The sequence below is a fragment of the Paenibacillus sp. p3-SID1389 genome (assembly GCF_025151705.1).
Taxonomy (GTDB): domain Bacteria; phylum Bacillota; class Bacilli; order Paenibacillales; family Paenibacillaceae; genus Fontibacillus; species Fontibacillus phoenicis.
In genome coordinates this window covers 92,519-110,845 of sequence record NZ_JALXVO010000006.1, presented here as the reverse complement: position 1 = coordinate 110,845, position 18,327 = coordinate 92,519, and the positions used below count along the sequence as shown (strand labels likewise).

The window sequence follows — 18,327 nt, the reverse complement described above, 5'->3', positions numbered from 1 at the left end:
GCCAATTTGATGGCCACGCTCGGTGAATAAGGTGATTTCGCTTTAGTACGCCCCGCGGATATGCTGCGCAACTTCGTTTTGGTAGAAGTTGGCCAGCCGCTCTAACTCTTCCTTGCTGAAGGAAGGCACGTCGATTGCGCCGAGGTTGTCCTCGACCTGACGCACGTTGCGGAAGCCCGGGATCACGCAGGAAACTTCCGGCTGGTCTAGAATCCAGCGCATCGCCGCGCGGGCCATGTCCCCGCGTCCTTCGGCGATCCAGCGGAGCTGGGCCGCCAGCTCAACACCTTTAACGAACGGCAAGCCAGCAAACGTCTCACCGACGTTGAACTGCTCGCCGTTCGCGTTAAAGTTGCGGTGATCGTCGGCCGCAAATGTCGTGTCCGGCGTGAATTTACCGGTCAACAGGCCGCTGGCCAACGGAAGCCGCACAAGGATGCCTACACCGGCTTCGTGTGCCTTCGGCAGCAGCTCTGCGAGCGGCTTCTGACGGAACAGGTTCAGGATGACCTGCAGCGCCTTAACTCCCGGCACTCCTAGGCAGAACAGCCCTTCCTCCACCGTCTCTACGCTTACGCCGTAGTGGCGGATTTTCCCCTCTTGTTGCAGCTTGTCCAACACCTCAAAGACCCGGCCGTCCTTCAACACAGCCAACGGCGGGCAGTGGATCTGATACAGGTCGATACGCTCGCGCTCTAACCGTTTGAGGCTCGCTTCGCAATAAGCCCGTACCCGCGCTTCGGAATACGTCTCCAGGTCATGAATATCGCCGGCCCGGCAAAATTTGGTCGCGATATAGATTTCGTCTTCCTTCCCCTTGGTCGCTTTGGCGAGCAATTGTTCCGCATGTCCGTCACCATAGACATCCGCCGTATCAAAGAAGTTAACGCCTTCTCCAATCGCTTTATCCAATCCCTTTAGGGCTTCATCATCATTCGTGTTGCCCCAGCTTCCGCCGATGGCCCAAGTGCCGAAGCTCACTTCGCTGACTTGAAGACCCGTGTTTCCAAGCTCCCGATATTTCATCGAATTTCCCTCCTAAGGTTCGATAGGTCCAGATTCTGAACAGGTTCTGTATACTTCAAAAGAGGCCCTTCCAACCAGAAGGGCCTCTCTCATTTTACACCGAAAACGCTAGCAGAATAAAGCGTTTTCCTTATATCGTTGCTTTCCCTGTATGCGTACCGTTATGCTCGTTGCTCCGCAGCCAATGCCGCCACACGGTGATAAGCTGCCTTCGGCTGGTGCTGGGCGTCGAACAGAAACGGCCAGTTCTTCCGGCCGCGCACCGGAAAATTGTCCAGCCAGGTATAATCATCCGCTGCTCCCCAGAAGGTAACGCCGCTAATGACGTCACGATACTCCAGCAACAGCCGGAACACGGCTTCATAACGCTCGGCCTGTTGCTCCAGCATCGCCGGCTCTGGCGCGGTCAAATCGGTTCGCCGGTCATCGAAGCGGAACATCGAGATATCCAGCTCCGTCAGCTGCAGCTGCAAACCCAGCGAAGCATACTTCTCAATCGCTGCCTTAATCTCATCCAACGATGGATCGTACAGGTTCCAGTGCGCTTGTAATCCGATGCCATGGATCGGCACCCCTTGCTCCAGCAGCGAACGAACGAGTGTGTAAATTTTATCGCGTTTCAGAGGATTCGATTCGTTGTAGTCGTTATAAAACAACAGCGCCTGCGGATCGGCTTCATGCGCATATTCGAACGCTTTGGCGATAAATTCATGTCCCGCGATTTTCGTCCATTTGGAAGTGCGCAGCAGCGCTTCCCCTTCGTCCGCGATGACCTCGTTGACGACGTCCCAGGCGTAGATCTCGTTCTTGTACCGGCCCACAACGGTATGAATATGCTCCCGGAGCCTTCCGAGCAGCACCTCCTTGCTTACCCTCCCGCCTTGGCGATCCTGGAACAGCCAATCGGACGTCTGGTTATGCCATACGAGCGTGTGTCCCCGCATGGCCATGCCGTGCTCTCGGGCGAATTCGACCAGCCGGTCCGCCGCCTCGAAGGTATAGGTTTGCTCCTCCGGATGCACGCTGACGAACTTCATCTCGTTCTCCGCAGTCAGGCTGTTAAAATGATAAGCCAGCAACGCCTCCTGCGTCCGGATCGTCGTCGGATTCACCGCCGCCCCGATGTTGAAGTCCGCCGCAAACAGCTCCTTTAATGCCGGTACGGAACTGAACGTTGGATTCATGATGGATCCCCTCCTCTGCCACGCTGGGAAAATACTCAAACGAGCGGTTCACGAAATAAAAACGATTATTCTTTGACACTCCCTACATTAAGGCCTACCACGAAATATTTTTGCATGAAGGGATATACGAGCAGGATCGGAACAGATGCCACCACGGTAACCGCCGCCCGGATCGATAACGGAGTGACCATGGAAGCCGCCGTATCCTGGGTCATGCCCGCCCCGTTGGCAACGGCCGGATTGCTGTTGGCATTCATGCTGGAAGACAGCAGTTTCATCAGCTCATATTGCAGGGTGCTGAGCTCCTGTCTCGAGGACGTATACAGGAACGCATCAAACCAGGAGTTCCAGGCCCCTACGGCCACAAATAACGCGATCGTCGCTAATACCGGTTTGCACAGCGGGAAGATGATGGACCAGAAGATTTTGAAATCACCTGCCCCGTCAATTCTCGCCGACTCCACCAAGCTCTCGGGAATCGTGCCGATATACGTCCGGATGACGATCAAGTTAAATGCGCTGATCATCGAGGGAACAACGTAAACCCAAAACGTGTTGATCAAATGCAAATCCTTCATCAGGAAATACCCTGGAATCAACCCCGCATTAAAATACATCGTAAGCACGAAAATCAACGTGATCGGCTTGCGGAACACATATTCCCGCCGACTCAGCGTATAGGCGAGCATCGTTGTCAGGAAGATGTTCAGAATCGTGGACAACACCGTTCTCGCCACCGAAATCAGGAAGGCATCGTAGATCGTGCCGGAGACGAAGATCGCCTTATAGTTCTGAAGCGTAAATTGTCTCGGCCACAGGTAGATCCCGCCGCGGATCGTATCGTTCCCCGCGTTAAACGAAACCACGATGGTGTTCAGAAACGGATACAACGTCACGACGACGAGAAAGATCATGAAGATGGTATTCAGTGTATGAAAAATCACCGGCTCCACCTTGCCTCGTCCGACCCGTCTTTGCAAAGCAGCAGCAGATACTCGCTCTGGGGTGATCGTTTGGTTTGCCATCTCTATAACAGCCTCTCTTCCCCTAGCCGTTTGGCGATCCAGTTCGCGAAGAGCAGCATGGTTACGCTAACGACCGTTTTGAATATCCCGCCGGCGGTTGCCAGGGAGTAGTTGCCTTGGGCAATCCCGTATTTCAGCACGAAGATATCAATCGTTTCCGCCCAGTCAACCACCAGACCGTTCCCGAGCAGGTATTGGACCTCGAAGCCGGCTTCCAGAATATGACCGATGGACATGATCAGCAGAATGACAATCGTTGGCTTAATGCCGGGAAGTGTGACATGAAGCATCTTCCGGTATCGGCTGGCTCCGTCGATATCCGCAGCTTCGTATAATGCCGGGTCAATCGCCGCCATCGCAGCCAAATAAATGATCGTGTTCCAGCCAACCTCTTTCCAGACATGGGATGCACCAACGACACCCCAGAAATACTTGCCTTCGCTGAGCCACAGGATCGGCTCCTTGATCAGATGCAGCCGCATCAGGACGTCGTTGACGATGCCATCGGAAGCAAGGGAGGTCGCGACGATCCCGGTGACGATGATCCAGGACAGGAAGTGCGGAAGATACGAGATGGTTTGGACGGTTCTTTTCCAGAAAATCTTCTTGATTTCATTCAGCAGCAAGGCCAGAGCGATTGCGGTGACAAAGCCTAGCACCAGGTTGATGATACTCATTCCCAGCGTATTGCGCAGCACCCGAAGGAAGCTGTCGTCCGTAAACAGGAACTTGAATTGCTTGAACCCGACCCATTCCTGCTGGCCAAAGCTTCTTGCCGGCTTATAATTTTGAAACGCCATCGTCCAGCCCCACACCGGGACATAAGCAAACAATATAATATAAGCCAATAACGGGACCGACATGAAGATCAACTGCCGTTGACTCTTGATCAGGGACCAGGTTATTTGCTGTTGTTTTCGTTTTTTCGCTTTCGGGACGGCGTGTTTTTCCATTAAGGTCTCATCCATAATTTGTTCTCCCCACAAAGCCTAAGATTTCGAAGAATGGAAGGCTTGGATGCCTTCCATTCTCCGCTTGAATCCCTGGATTATTTTACGGTCCAGTTGTCAATTCTCCATTGCAACACTTCGTTGATGCGGTCTTCATAAGCTTTAATGTTGAGCTTGTGGATTTCTCCCACGTATTCATCCCATACCTTGTTGAAGTCGGCTGGGTCAGCCAAAATTGCTTTAGGCAGATATTTCGTAGACAGATCATTTTGTTTGGTGTTCACTACCTTGGCTTCCGAACCCTCCACTAAGTCAACCGACCATGCCGGATAATAGATCGGGTTCTCTGGAGCCGGGCTGAAGAAATCGACATAACTGTTGTATCCGTACGCTTCAAGGAACTTCTTATCATATTCCTCCAGCGAAGCTTTGTATTCTTCCGGTTGAGCGGCGGCATCCGTCGCATTGCCGTCACTGAAATAACCTTGCATTTTCGGGCTGAAGCTATAAAGCGTATCCGCCTTATTGGCCAGCTTCCAAGTGGCATCCGTAAACCGGTCGCGTTGTTCCTGGGTTTTCATAAAGCGGCCCTCTTCGTTCACGATGTAGTCTTCGCCTTCGATCCCCCAGGAGAGGATTTTTTGCCAATCTTCTTGAATCAGGCGATCCCACAGCTTCAGGATCTTGATCGCTTTTTCCTTACCGGCATTTACGCTGATCCCAAAGCCGTTGTTCAAATTCAGCGCCGGGCGGTCAAGATAGTAATCTTTAATGCTTGTATCATAAACCAGCGGCAATCCCACATAGGTTCTTTCATGTTTGTCCGCCGTAATCAACACGTTCTCCGCACTTTGGAAGTTCCAGTGTTGATCGAAAAATCCGAGCACCGTGCCGCTGGAAATTTTCGCTTGATATTGGTCATAGTTCTGCGTAAACGTCTCTTTATCGATCAAACCTAAGGCGTTCATTTCATTCAGCTTCTTGTAGTACCGCATCGCATAATCCTTGTCGGCGAAAATCTCCGCTTTGCCGTTATTCACGACAACGCCGCCGTCATTCGGGTGTCCGATCAGATGCTGCGGCGCATTAAACAGCCCCCAGTTTCTCCAGTCGTAATTCAGAATTTCGAAACCAATCGTGGGGCTTCCATCGATCGTCGGGTGCTTCTCCTTGTACTTCACAAGCAGATCAAAATATTCGTCAAGCGTTTTGACCTGCGGATATCCCGCTTCCTCCAGAACGGCCTTTTGGATCCAGAACGCCGGGCCCGAATACCAGGTCGTGCTGACTTCCCCGTTATAAGCCCCGTAGTTTGGCAGGATGTAGATATGGCCGTCGTTCGGGTCCTTCATCATGTTCCAGTACTTCTCATAGTGTTTCTTCAAATTCGGAGCATGTTCTTCAATCAGGTCTTCCAAAGGAATATAAGCGCCTGCCGCCGTCAACTTCGTATTGCCGGTCATAATATCGGGATAATCGGAGCCCGCGATCATAACGCCAAGCTTCTGGTTAATATCCCCGGCAAGAAATTCAAATTTAAACGTGGCGCCCAGCTCATCTTTAATCTTCTTGTAAATCTTGTTGTCCGGCGTCGGCTGTTGGCCGGCTTCACCAATAAACGCAGTGATTTCAAACGGTTCGACTTTATCTCCGGCATTGTTTCCTGTAGTGGCTGGATTGCCGGTGTTGGTTTCGGCTGTGGTAGCGTTGTTATTACCGCTGCCGCATCCCGCTAGGATGACGCTGAGCGATAACAGCAGGATGACGCTGAGCCGGAGCATTGATTTGGTCTTGCCCCCCATGTAAAGCACCTCCGTAATGATTTGTTGATGTTCAAGCTTTTTTGAAAGCCCTTTCACCAACTTATCTTTAATTCTAAAAGCGCTACCCAGCCGCAACTAGTTCACAATTAAAGGTTCAACCTTCAAAATTTCAGTTCCTGTTTCGGTATTCGTTAGGCGACATTTGCAATCTTTTTTCAAATTGCTTGAGAAATTGGCCATAGTTCGCGTAACCCACTCGCTCGGCCACCTCGCCGTTATTCAAGCTTCCGTCCCGGAGCAGCCTGACGGCTTCTTCAATGCGATAGTTATGGATCATTTCGTTAAAATGAACGCCGTTCTTCTTCTGCAGCAATTGGCCTAAATAGACCGGATGAAGGTAAAACACCTCTGCCAGCTTCTTGATCGTCAATGGCTCGCGGTAATGCTCCCGGATATAGGCGTTAATGTCTTGGATCACCCCTTGGGACCGTTCGGTTTTGTCCTTCAGGAGCCAATCGATGCATTCCATCCCAAACGCATGGATACGGTCCATTAATTCCCGCAGGGTTGGTGCCGCCGAGGCCATGCCGGGAATATCGTATTTGCTCTGCAGCTCCGCCGCCTTGTCCGGGAGTTCCTCCAGGTGTTCCACCATCAGGTAAGATAAATGAATCACAAATTTACGTACGATGTCCGGCGTAAGGTAATGTTCACGGAACTTATGCTCCGCCTCGGACAAGCCTTCCTCCAAACCCGCTTTGTCCAGCAGCTGGAGCGCCCCCACGATGCGATCCGCCAGCTCCGTTTGATCGTACTGGCGGTGGAACTTCAGCGCGGCCACGTTACGGTATACCCTGATCCCGGCAGGGCCCTCCGCATAAAACTGATGCTGCATCGCTATCTGAGCCTGGCTGAACGCTGCTGCAATCTCTTGCAGGCTTGCCACGCCCTGACCCGCGGATGCTACTGCTCCGAGACCGCAGCACAGGCTCTCCAATTCGCGTATCCGTATAGCGCCGTCCGGTCCATCCTCCCCGGGATGAAATCCGTACACCAAGACCAGGCCGCCATAGTCCAGATCGATGAAATACATCGCTTCCCGCTCCCCGGCATAAGCTGCAACTTGCTCCCGGGCCTCGGCGACGCTGCAGCCTCTAGGCTGAATGAGGCAAACATTCCACACCTCCCGAAGGCTCGAGAGCGCAGCGATCCGCCCCGCATCCATGGGAAGCCCCGGCGAGGGGTGGATCAATCCCTTCAGCAGGCTGACCGTTTCCTCGTAGGAGGCGATTCGGTTAATGCGCTGACGCTCCTGTTCCTCCGCCAGCTCCTCATAAATCGCCCCGAGCTCTTCGGCAGCGATCTCCTCGTCAATCGGCTTCAGCAAATACCGGGTGACGCCGAAGCGGAGTGCTTTTTGCGCATATTGAAATTCACTGTACCCGCTGACGATCGCAAAGCTGACCTGCCGGGAATTCTGCTTCTGCCACGCCTCGATCATTTCCAGTCCGTCCATCCCCGGCATCCGCACGTCGGTGACGACCAGATCCGGCTGCAGCTTGCCGATCTTCTCCAGCGCCTCCGCGCCGTTGCTGCTGGTCCCGCAAATTTCAAAGCCCAACTCCGGCCAGTTGATCCACAGCTGCATCCCCTCTAAAGCTGCCGGCTCGTCATCCACCAATAACACCTTGAATCTCATGGCTATTCCCTCCCGATTAATCTTCCTGGTGTTGAAGCAGTTTGACCGGGATTTCGATGCATACTTCCGTCCCTTGTCCCGGCTTGCTGTTGATGTTGAAGCGAACCTGATCGTTGTAGTACAACTCAAACCGGCGATACACATTGCGGATGCCGATGCTGTTCCCAGGCGTGTTCTCACTCCGTACGGAAAGCAGGATTTCCCGCAGCTGCTCCGGTTCGATGCCTTTGCCGTTATCCGAAATGACGATGCGAAGCCGGCCGTCTTCCACGCGGGCTTTGACGGCGACGAGCCCGGTGCCCTGCACCGCCTGGATTCCGTGCTTGCAGGCGTTCTCGACCAGCGGCTGGATGCTCATTTTTGGAATGGTATAATGCAGCGCCTCCTCCTCGATGTCGAAGACGTACTCGAATTTGTCCCGGAAGCGGAACTTCTCGATTTTCAAATACATGTCGATAAACCGAATTTCCTCCTCCAGCGTGACAAGGTCCTCCTTCCAGCGGAGCAGCCGGCGCAGCAGCCTGGACAGGTTTTTAATGATGTCCGTAACATCGGAGTAGTTATTTTTCGTACAGACAACCAAAATCGCGTTCAGCGTATTAAACAGAAAATGAGGGTTCATCTGACTCTGCAAGAAGTTCAGCTCTGCCCGCATCCGCTCGGCTTCGAGGCTCTTCTGCTGGATTTCCAGCTTGTAAACGTTATTGATCAACGCGTTGATACGGGCGGTCATCATGTTAAAGTTGCGGATCAAGCCGCCGATCTCATCGCGTCCTTCATCGATGTTGATCAAATCGAACTTCTCGTTGGTGACCTTCTGCATATGGCGAGACAGCCGCTTTACCCGGTAATGGTAAGATCGGAGCATCACGTAGATAAAGAGCGACGTGAATAAAGTGATCGCTGCCGCCAACATCCCGACGAACAGGCGCATATCGAGCATCGCCTTCGATACCCGGGTTCCCTGCGGAATCCCGATCAGCCGCCAGCCTTTCACATATTTGGCATTGCCGATGGCAACGGACACTACGCCCTTCTCCCGATCCTCGGCAGACAATTCAAGCTTGGGATAACCGACGCTTGCGTCCTGCCGATAGCCGCTGTCCGCCGACACGATGATTTCATCGTTCCCGTTGACCAGATACAAATCCAGGTAGTCCCGCTCCCGGACGATCACGTCGTAAATTTTGCTGAGGTCAATGTCGATCCTTAGCAGCTTGTCGAAGGTGTTATAGGAATCGTAGTAGTCCATCTCCTCGATCACGCTGAAATAAGACTCGGTATTCGCCCGGTTAAAGGCTTGAGAGGCACGGTACGCAGCGACGACCACCGGGTCGGACGAGCTGCTCCAGATCCGGTACCATTCGCTGTTCTTCACCTCATCATCGATCAAATGATAATTGCCCCCGGGGACGATCGTCGGATTGGTGGTGTATATCCCGATCCGCAGAATCTGATTATTGACCGGAATGTAGCTGGTAACCCGATTGCGCAGCTGCTCATCAAACGTTTCGTAAAAATCGACCGGGTCCGAGTAGGTCCGATCCATCTTTTCATACAGCGTCTTATCCGTGTTCAGGGCATGACTGACAGCCACCCCGCCGTCGATAAAATCATGAATGTCCTTTCGGGCACGCTCCATGGAAATCTCCAGGTTCTGCTTCTCGCGTTCTTTAATAAAACCGGTCATCCGCCCCATAAACATCAGGTTAATGACCAGGATCGGCAGCAGTACGCCAATCAAGTAGATCAGCAAAAATTTCGTCTTCAGCGGAATATCGTTCACTTTTCCCCGGAATCTCCATCTTCCCATGCTCGCACCACCTTGGGCTTATTCGGCCGATCTGGACCCTTCCACTTTCTTGGAGCCGTCATTTTGAAACTCGGATTTGTAGGCAGAGGGCAGCATACCGATCGACTGTTTGAATTTGCTGATAAAATAGTCCGTATTCGGATACCCCACCTGCAGCGCAATATCGGAAATTTTCATCGAGGTGCGCTTCAGCAGGCGTTTGGCCTCTTCAAGCCGTTTCTCGTTGAGATATTCGTTGAAGCCTTTGCCCGTTTCTTTTTTGAACACCTGCCCCAAATAGGTCGGATTCATGTGAAACTTCTTGGCGAGGGTTTGCAGCTTCAGCTTGCTGCGGAACTCCTCATCTACGTACTGAATGACCTGAAATACCGTGTTATTCTCGTTCTTCCGGCGCAATCCGGCCAGCAGCAACGAAGCCTCCTGGCACAGCCTATGAAGATACTGCCTGAGCGCCAGGTAGTCGCTGATGCCGTTCGAATCCCCTTCGTCCCCCTGCATGCGGACCATAAAGGCGTCGGCATCACCGCCGGCTTTCTTGATCCTGCGGCATAACGTCAGCTCCATATTGGCTGCGAAGGCCCGCATGGTTTCCACGCCGATCTGGCTGCAGGCAAGTGCGCCAAACACCTCTTCCACCGCCGCCCCCGCTGTTCCGGGATCCCCTTGAAGCACGGCGTCCAGCAGCAGCTCGACCTTTCCCTTCAACACATCCTCCGTACTCTGGAGCTGCGGGTGATGGCAAGGCAAGAAGAAGCCAGTTCTCCCCTTCTCACGCTTCGCTTTGACGGTCTCCATCGTTTGCAGATACAGCTCCCGGATCGAGCGGATCCCCTTCCCGGCGCGGCTGACGGCGATCACTGCCGGCGAACCTATCTCCGAAAGCTCACTGCTGATCGCCAGTCCCATCTCTTCGATACGCGGCTGCGGTATTTCATCTGTCCGAATAATCATCCCGACCCGGCCTGAGCCGTCCAGGAAGGAACGATCCGCATCCGCAGGTTTCGAGAAATAACCAAGCACCCGCTGCTTTAGAGCTTGCGGATCAATCCCGGCGTCGAACAGCATACACCGCAGCTCCGGCTCGCCCCCGAGCTGAAGCGCGGCTGCCGCCTCCTGCTCCAGCCGGGCGCCTTCTTCCCCCTGAATCAATCGGTTCAGGAGGTTATTTTTAAACAACGTCTGCTTCCTTAGCTTGGACTGCTCCATTTCCCGCTCCTCGACGATCATCTGACCGAGACGGTCCAGAATCGCCCCGAACTCGTCTTCGTCAATCGGTTTTAGCAGATACTCCGCCACCCGTTGCCGCATCGCCGTAAGTGCGTAGTTAAAATCGTCGTATCCGCTTAAAATAACGAACTTAGGGGGCCTTGCGAGCAGCTGTTTACTCCGTTCAATCAGCTCCAAGCCGCTGATGACGGGCATATGGATATCCGTGACGACCAGCTCAGGCCGCAGCTCCTGCATCTTGGTTAAGGCCTCCGGACCGTCCAGCGCTTCGCCGCAGACTTGAAAGCCGTGCTTTTCCCAATTCACCATAGTTCGAAGACCTTCCAGCACCCAAGGCTCATCATCGACCAGAAGCACTTGCAGCATGACTGCCATCCCTCCCCTTTTACGTAAATTCCATGCATCTATAGTTCAACCAATATCCTCCATGTAAGCGCACACATTTTATGCTAGCACAAAATCTCTCATTTGTGGGCACTTAATTTATCCAACAAACAAAGGCAGTCCAGAGCGATGTGCTCCGAACTGCCTTTGATGAAACCTGTCTTATTGGTTCAGCAGATGGTCCTGAAACCACTCTGCCGCAGCCTGAACCTCGGTTTCGGTCAACTGATGTCCATAGGGCTCCCAATGCACATGCACTTGGGCACCCGCACCTCTGAGCACCCCTTCCAGTTCCTCGGTTTCTTCCGGCTTACACATCGCGTCATTCCGCCCCGCCCCGATGAAGACAGGGATTCCTGCCATCTCCGGCAGCGGCACGCCCCGCCGTGGGACCATCGGATGGTGCAGAATAGCCCCGCTTAGTGCGGCCGCATGGTGGAACAGGAGGCTCGCTGCGATGTTTGCTCCGTTCGAATACCCCACCGCAACGATGCGGCTCCGATCGAAGCCGTAGTGCGCCGCCGCCTCGTCCAGGAAATCGTGCAGCTCCTTCGTGCGCAGCACCAGATCCTCCTCGTCGAACACGCCCATCGCCAACCGCCGGAAGAAACGCGGCATCCCGTTCTCCAATACGTTCCCCCGGACGCTAAGCACTGCCGAAGCCGGGGAGATGATTTCTGCCAATGGCAGCAGATCCCGCTCCGTGCCGCCGGTGCCGTGGAGAAGAAGCAGTGTAGGTGCCGCCGCTTCACCGCTGGCCGTTAGGGTCCCCGTCTTGAAGATATGCTTCAGCTTCATCCCTGCAGATCCTCCTTCAGCACCCGGACTTCAAACGGGGTCAGATTTTGTTCGATCAGTGCACGGTGCGGTTCATACCAAGCGGGAAGCATCAGCTTTTCACCCAAATGCTCCGGCGACTCGTCATTGGCGAACCCTGGCGGATTCGTGGCAATTTCGAACAAGATGCCGCCTTCCTCCCGGAAATAAAGCGCGTGAAAATATTGCCGGTCAACGATTGGCGTCGGATGGTAGCCGTGCTCGGCAACCCGAACTCTCCATTCTTCATGTTCCGCGAAGTCCCGGGCTCTCCAGGCGATGTGATGCACCGTTCCGGCTCCGCCCGCGCCGTATTCCATCGATTTGACGTTTACATCGATCACGTCGCCAAGGTCACCCTCGGCTTTAAAACGGGTATAATCGCCCTCTGTGCCAAGCTTCTGTAAGCCCATGACGGTTTCGAGCAACGCGGCAGTTTTCTCCGGGGCCATGCTGTAGAGCACCGCGCCGCCAAAGCCTTTGATCGCCTTGTCGGTTGGAATGCCGCCAAACGACCAAGTGCTTAGCGGGCCGGTAGCGCGTTCCACCAGCTCGAGCTGGAGTCCGTCTTTGTCACGGAAATGCAGATAGGATTCACCGAATCGGCGGGTTTCGGTCGTGGAGATGCCGAATTTGTGCAGACGCTCCTGCCAGAATCCCATTGTGCCAACCGGTATGGCGAAGGTAGTGACGCCGACCTGGCCGCCGCCAACCCGGCCACGCCGAGCCCCGGGCGTCGGGAAGAAGGTCATAATCGTTCCCGGATTCCCATCCTCATCGCCGAAGTACAAATGGTACACCTCCGGGGCATCGAAGTTGATCGTTTTTTTGACCAATCTAAGCCCCAGCACTCCTGCGTAAAAATCGACATTCGCCTGCGGATCGGTAGCAAATGCGGTAATATGATGAATCCCTGAAGTTGGATGTACCATGTGTAGCTCCTCCTTGTTTTGGGTGATAAGCATGCTCAAAAACGGTTAAAGCTGACGAACTCGCCAACCGGCTTACGGTAGCCGCGCGGACGGAAGCTCGAGCTGTCTTCTTTGCCGATCGCTATCAGCATCACCGGCACGTAATTGTCCGGAACGTTCAGCAGGCGGCGCATGGCGTCGGGATCAAACCCGATCATCGGGCATGTATCCCAGCCGCGGTCCTTCGCGATGAGCATCATCTGCATGGCCGATAGGCTGGCGCTGCGAATCGCCTCATCCCGCATAAACGCTTCGCCCCGGCTTTCATAGAACCCGATCGTATCCGACACGAGCATGTCGTACTCCTGCTTGCTGAGAACGCCCAAATTCAGCAGGCCTTCATTCATCATCCCGACATCCTTATGGGCATCCAATTTTCCCAGCACCAGGATCACCGCGGAGGCAGTTCGGACTTTATATTGCTTGGCCGCAGCCTCATACACTTGCTCCTTCAATTCGGGATCCTTCACCACCACATAATGGGTATGCTGCAAGTTAAACGCCGACGGCGCGAATTTCGTAAGATGAAAGATTTCTTCCAGTTCCTTGTCTTGGATTTCTACACCCGGGATAAATTTATTCGCCGACCGGCGGGATTTGATAACCGTGGTAAAATCATGCTCATGCGAATTCATCGATAACTTCCTCCTCAATTAAACCTTTATTGCGTTCATAGTAATCTGATTTGTTATAGCAGAGCATCGAGAGAGTATTCCCCGGCCCCGGACAACATCAAGCCAACCAAAACAGCGATCAGCAGCAAATTGTATTCAAAGCCGCCTGACGTCGACCAGAACCCATTCTTACCATGAACGGATACGATCGCCACGATCATCGTAAGAATCAACAGCGCCGTACCTATAGGCGTAAATAAACCTGCCGCCACCAGCAATCCGCCGCCAAATTCAGCGAGACCCGCTAACACGGCCATCAGCACCCCGGGCTTCATCCCTATCGTTTCAAACCAACCGCCGGTTCCTTTAGGGCCGAGACCGCCAAACCAACCAAACAGCTTTTGCGCACCATGCGCCATCATCGTCAATCCCAACACCAAACGAACAATTAATAACGCCAATTCCAAATTCATGTTTAACTCCTTTGTTTTTTGTTTTTATTTGTGTACGTACCTGACATACTTTCCTATCAGATATCTCTTAATGTATAGAATCTTTATATTAAGATATTAGACCTGAAAAGACGTCCTCTGACGCCCTTTCCGCCGCCTGTCGGAGCTTCGTTAAGTCAATTTCTTTCGCGAGCAATGATTTGGGTCCCCTTAATCCCTTGCCGCTATTTAAAGCCGGCCTGCGCCGATTTCCCAAGCTTCTTCAGCAGCATCCCCGCGATCTGCTTCTCTTCCGGCGAAAGACCGCTGACTGCCTCCTCGATGATGCCGGTAATCTGCGGGAACACCTCTTCGATGAACTCGCGTCCCTGCTCGGTGAGTTCTGCGTAAACTAACCGTCGGTCTTCCACGCAATCCTTCCGGGTGACGTACCCCTTCTTCTCCAGCTTATCCACGACATACGTAATATTGCCGCTGCTCATCAACACCTTAGAGCCAATTTGCTGAATCGGCTGTCTGCCTTTATGATACAGCAAGTCTAGTACGCCAAACTCGGTCCGGGTTAATCCGTATTTCCGAATCTCCTTATCCGCATGCGCATGTACCCACTCGCTGGCCCGGGACAAGACGATGAACAAATGCAGCGCCTCATTCTTCGTTGGATCCATCTGTGAACTCACCTCCATGTCGTGTTCGGACTATGATAACTATAGCATAGGGTAACCTCAAGCGTCTTGAATAATTCTTAATATGAGATATCTTGATATTAAGATACATGATATCGAGATAAGTGTCAACCCAGCTTTGCAAAAAAAAACAGCCGACCAGATCGATCTCCCGGGCAGCTGATGAAGAATGCACCTCTTTCACTCGTGCTATAGTTACTTTCTGCCGCGAGCCGACGCGCTGGTCCGCACGTTCGTCAGCACGTTGACTGCAAATATGATGACACTGATCACGACAAGGGTTCCGCCAATCGCTACCAAAGGCTCCAGTTGTTCGGAACCGTTCAGCACCAGAGATAAACTGATCATCATGACCGGAAGCCCGATGGAGTACGTCCAGAACTGGATTTTGCTCAGCAGACTTTCCCCTGCTCCCGGAAACAACACATAAATGACGCCAGCCAACGCAAAGGACGCCCACCCCAGCAAATTCACATGGGCATGAACGCCCGATAAAGTATAGTCATGTTGCATGGACATGTACATGCCTAGCAATACACCGATGACAAAATAAACAACCGAAACCTTAATATACGTGATCCCCAAACCGTCGCCTCCCCCAACCGGAACAAGTTATCCTTACATGTTCAAAATATGTCACAATTGAAGGGAATATTCGGAGTGCTCTAGCGCCATTCCTCCGGCAGCAGCCGTGCGTAATGCGATTGAAGGTAACGGTCGTCGATCAGGGCCAAGCGGCCATAGTCGGTCTCTGAGCGAATCAGGCGCCCGCCGGCCTGCAACACCTTATTCATGCCGGGGTACACGTAAGCATAATCAAAGCCATCTCTTCCGGTCGCCTGAAAGTAGTCGCGAATCAAGTTGCGTTCCGGACCGATTTGCGGCAAGCCGACACCGACGATCGCCACGCCTGTCAACCTGTCGCCAACAAGATCGATGCCCTCCGAGAACAAGCCTCCCATGACGGCAAAGGCGATAAAGGTCCTGCCCGGTTCAGGGTTTGGCACAAAAGCGGCTAAAAACTGCTCCCGATCCTCCTCGGTCATCCCCGCCTGCTGAAGCAACAGCTCTGTCCCTTTGTCCTTGGAGGCGGCAAATTCTTCGTAAATCATGTTCATATAGGCGTAGGAAGGGAAGAAAAACAAATAATTTCCCGGCCGGCCGCGGGTCACTTCCTGTAAAGCACGAACGAGCGGACCACGTGTCTGTTCCCGGTCTTGATACCTGGTGGACAGCGGCACGACCACCACTTCCAGCTGATCCCGGGAGAAGGGAGAAGGCAGCGATATCGAATAATCGTCCGGCCCGGCGCCCAACATGTCGCGATAATACCCCATCGGCGACAACGTCGCCGAGAAATAAATCCGCGAGCGAAACCCCTTGCTCATCTCCTGCAGCAAATGAGAAGGATCCAAGCAAAACAGCTTGATCCGCACGTCCTCCCTGGCGATCTCAGCGTAGGTGACGAACCGCTCATCGTACAGCTTGCCCATTCGGCTGAAATGCAGGGCGTCAAAATAAGCCTGAAGCAGCAGCTCCCGCGCCTCGGCTTCCGAACTGCCTGGAGCATTCGCCTGCCCGGCGGCGGAGGGATCAATCGCCAGCTCCCGTTCGGCAGCCTTGGCAAAAGCTTCCACCCGCTGCAGCAGCAGCTCTGGCGCGGCCCGATCAACCCAAAACGGCCCTTCCGCCTGCTTCCGCAGCTCGATGAACCCGGCGTTTACCGCCTTAGCCGCCTTCGCGACGGAGGGACTCTTCGCTTTATAGGCCCGTTGCAGCGTTAAGAAGCTGGATTTCAGCAGCTCGGCGGAATACATCTCCCGGGCCCGGTCGACCAGATTATGCGCCTCGTCGATCAGCAGCACGGTTTCCTTCTTCTGCTCGGCGAACATGCGCTGCAAGGACACTTTGGGATCAAACACATAATTGTAATCACAGATCGTTACATCGGCGGCATAGGAGAGGTCCAGCGAAAATTCAAACGGGCACACCCGGTGCTTCCGGGCGTATGCCTCAATCACCGGGCGGGCAAGCTGGGTCTCATTCGCCAGAATATCCTGGATCGCCCCATTAATCCGATCGTAATATCCGTCGGCATACATGCAGTCTTCCTTGGTGCAGCGGACTTCTTCGCGAAAGCAAATTTTCTCCTTGGCGGTCAGCGTGACGACCCAAGCTTGCAGACCCTGCGCTTCCATCAGCGCGAAGGCGTTCTCCGCCGCAGTCCGGGTAATCGTCTTGGCGGTAAGGTAATACAGCTGATTTAGCTTGCCTTCCCCCATCGCCTTAAGCGCCGGAAATGTGGTGGAGATCGTCTTGCCAATGCCTGTTGGCGCTTGGGCAAACAAACCAACGGCTTCCTCGATCGTCTTGTACACCGCGCCCGCCAGCTTCCGTTGCCCGGCCCGGTATCCGGGAAACGGAAACGCCAGCTCCACGATGCTCCGGTTCCGCTCGCGACGATGGTTGCGAAGCAGCCGGGCATACGGGGCATATCGCTGAACAACGTCATACATAAACGTCTCCAGCTCGTCGATCCCGGCGCGCGTCCGAAACTGCTTCCGCTCCCCCGTATCCAGCTGCACATAAGTCAGCTGGATGCCCATCTCGCTCAGCCCGTTGGCTTTGGCGTACATGTAGGCATAGCACTTCGCCTGGGCCCAATGCACGGGATAGGTGTCCTCGTCGATGGCCGACAAATCGCCGGCTGTCGATTTGATCTCGTCCACGGTCAAGCTTCCGTCCTCACCGGCCAGCAGCCCGTCGCAACGCCCGTCCACGACGAAGAGGAGATCCCCGCAGGGAATCTCCGCCTTCAAATACACTTCTTTCTGGTCTCCTTCGCCGTATTGCTTCTGCACCTGCTGATGCGCCTTCGTGCCTTCCGTCAGCGAAACCGCGGCACGAAAGCCGCCTTCCAAGCTACCGCTGCGGAACACATACTCCACCAGAGGGCGCACCGCGATCGTAACCGTGGACTCTTTTGCCATAATTCTTTGTGTCACCCGCCGATATCCCTAGGGAACATTTGTTCCACTAGTATATCACGAACTGACGAGGATCGCTATGCAAAGCGGTTTGCCCAAGACTCTGACAAGAGCTATTGACGTACGTGCAACGCCCGGAACTCGTCCTCTAGAATGCTCATCAGAATCGAATCATGGTACTTGTGATCGTAGAACAACGCTTCTCGCTGCACACCCTCTCGCTTGAACCCCAGCTTCTCATAGACGTGCATCGCCCGGGCATTGTAGTCGAACACATTCAGCTCAATCCGGTGAAGATTCAGTACGCCAAAGCCGTAATCCAGCATCAGCTTCATGGCTTCGCTGCCGTAACCCTTCCCGGTATCCGACGTCTGGTTAATCGCAATGCGAATGTTGCAGCAGCGGTTGCTCGGATCGATATCCTGCAGCGCAATGTCCCCGATAGGCCGGTCATCGTCCCGTCGTACAATCGCCAGCAGTACGGTGGAATCGTCCTGACTTTTCCGCTCCAGATAGGAGGCGATAAAATCCTTCGTGAAGTGACGTTTCGTCCCCGTCCATTTTCTCACTTCCGGCTCATGCAAATTCAAATAATACCACTCCGCATCCTCCACGTTCATCGGGCGGAGATATACTTTTTCACCCATTAGAAAACCCGCGTTACTCATCGTTATGTTCCCCTTTTTCATCTCTTGGCTTATTCTCTCTTACTGCACATGTTCATCTTGCT

The 18,327-nt window shown here is 53.7% G+C and carries 16 protein-coding genes; all 16 read right to left on the bottom strand.

Annotation, left to right across the window (positions count from 1 at the left end; genetic code table 11):
- Positions 1-42: 42 nt before the first annotated feature.
- Positions 43-1,026 carry an aldo/keto reductase gene (locus tag M3G15_RS04405; protein ID WP_016314317.1) on the bottom strand — a complete coding sequence of 328 codons (984 nt, stop codon included), beginning with the start codon at positions 1,024-1,026 and terminating at the stop codon, positions 43-45.
- 161 nt (positions 1,027-1,187) lie between these two features.
- Positions 1,188-2,210 carry an endo-1,4-beta-xylanase gene (locus tag M3G15_RS04400; RefSeq protein WP_260070191.1) on the bottom strand — a complete coding sequence of 341 codons (1,023 nt, stop codon included), beginning with the start codon at positions 2,208-2,210 and terminating at the stop codon, positions 1,188-1,190.
- A 65-nt stretch (positions 2,211-2,275) separates the two neighbouring features.
- Positions 2,276-3,235: a carbohydrate ABC transporter permease gene (locus M3G15_RS04395; protein WP_260070190.1), complete on the bottom strand. Its 960-nt coding sequence runs from the start codon at positions 3,233-3,235 to the stop codon at positions 2,276-2,278.
- Between the two features lie 2 nt (positions 3,236-3,237).
- Positions 3,238-4,203: an ABC transporter permease gene (locus M3G15_RS04390; RefSeq protein WP_260070189.1), complete on the bottom strand. Its 966-nt coding sequence runs from the start codon at positions 4,201-4,203 to the stop codon at positions 3,238-3,240.
- A gap of 80 nt (positions 4,204-4,283) precedes the next feature.
- A complete protein-coding gene (locus M3G15_RS04385; protein ID WP_260070188.1) occupies positions 4,284-5,987 on the bottom strand; it encodes a type 2 periplasmic-binding domain-containing protein in 1,704 nt (567 codons plus the stop codon).
- A gap of 130 nt (positions 5,988-6,117) precedes the next feature.
- Positions 6,118-7,647, bottom strand: a complete 1,530-nt coding sequence (locus tag M3G15_RS04380; RefSeq protein WP_260070187.1) for a response regulator transcription factor — start codon at positions 7,645-7,647, stop codon at positions 6,118-6,120.
- Between the two features lie 16 nt (positions 7,648-7,663).
- Positions 7,664-9,460: a sensor histidine kinase gene (locus M3G15_RS04375; RefSeq protein ID WP_260070186.1), complete on the bottom strand. Its 1,797-nt coding sequence runs from the start codon at positions 9,458-9,460 to the stop codon at positions 7,664-7,666.
- Between the two features lie 18 nt (positions 9,461-9,478).
- Positions 9,479-11,053: a response regulator transcription factor gene (locus M3G15_RS04370; RefSeq protein ID WP_260070185.1), complete on the bottom strand. Its 1,575-nt coding sequence runs from the start codon at positions 11,051-11,053 to the stop codon at positions 9,479-9,481.
- A gap of 180 nt (positions 11,054-11,233) precedes the next feature.
- A complete protein-coding gene (locus M3G15_RS04365) occupies positions 11,234-11,869 on the bottom strand; it encodes an alpha/beta hydrolase (protein WP_260070184.1) in 636 nt (211 codons plus the stop codon).
- Entirely contained in the window at positions 11,866-12,819 is a 954-nt protein-coding gene (locus M3G15_RS04360; protein ID WP_260070183.1) for a ring-cleaving dioxygenase, read from the bottom strand. Before M3G15_RS04360 ends, M3G15_RS04365 begins: the two co-directional genes overlap by 4 nt.
- Before the next feature lie 35 nt (positions 12,820-12,854).
- The gene (locus M3G15_RS04355; protein WP_009223568.1) at positions 12,855-13,493 is read right to left on the bottom strand and encodes a nitroreductase family protein; all 639 of its coding nucleotides are present in this window, start codon (positions 13,491-13,493) and stop codon (positions 12,855-12,857) included.
- A gap of 53 nt (positions 13,494-13,546) precedes the next feature.
- Positions 13,547-13,945, bottom strand: a complete 399-nt coding sequence (locus M3G15_RS04350; protein ID WP_260070182.1) for a DoxX family protein — start codon at positions 13,943-13,945, stop codon at positions 13,547-13,549.
- 203 nt (positions 13,946-14,148) lie between these two features.
- Positions 14,149-14,592, bottom strand: coding sequence for a MarR family winged helix-turn-helix transcriptional regulator (locus tag M3G15_RS04345; RefSeq protein WP_260070181.1), 444 nt, complete (start codon positions 14,590-14,592; stop codon positions 14,149-14,151).
- A gap of 213 nt (positions 14,593-14,805) precedes the next feature.
- Entirely contained in the window at positions 14,806-15,195 is a 390-nt protein-coding gene (locus M3G15_RS04340; RefSeq protein ID WP_009223565.1) for a heme-copper oxidase family protein, read from the bottom strand.
- Positions 15,196-15,275: 80 nt separating this feature from the next.
- Complete coding sequence (locus M3G15_RS04335) at positions 15,276-17,600, bottom strand: ATP-dependent DNA helicase (protein WP_260070180.1); 2,325 nt, start codon at positions 17,598-17,600, stop codon at positions 15,276-15,278.
- 110 nt (positions 17,601-17,710) lie between these two features.
- Complete coding sequence (locus M3G15_RS04330; protein ID WP_260070179.1) at positions 17,711-18,265, bottom strand: GNAT family N-acetyltransferase; 555 nt, start codon at positions 18,263-18,265, stop codon at positions 17,711-17,713.
- Positions 18,266-18,327: the final 62 nt, after the last annotated feature.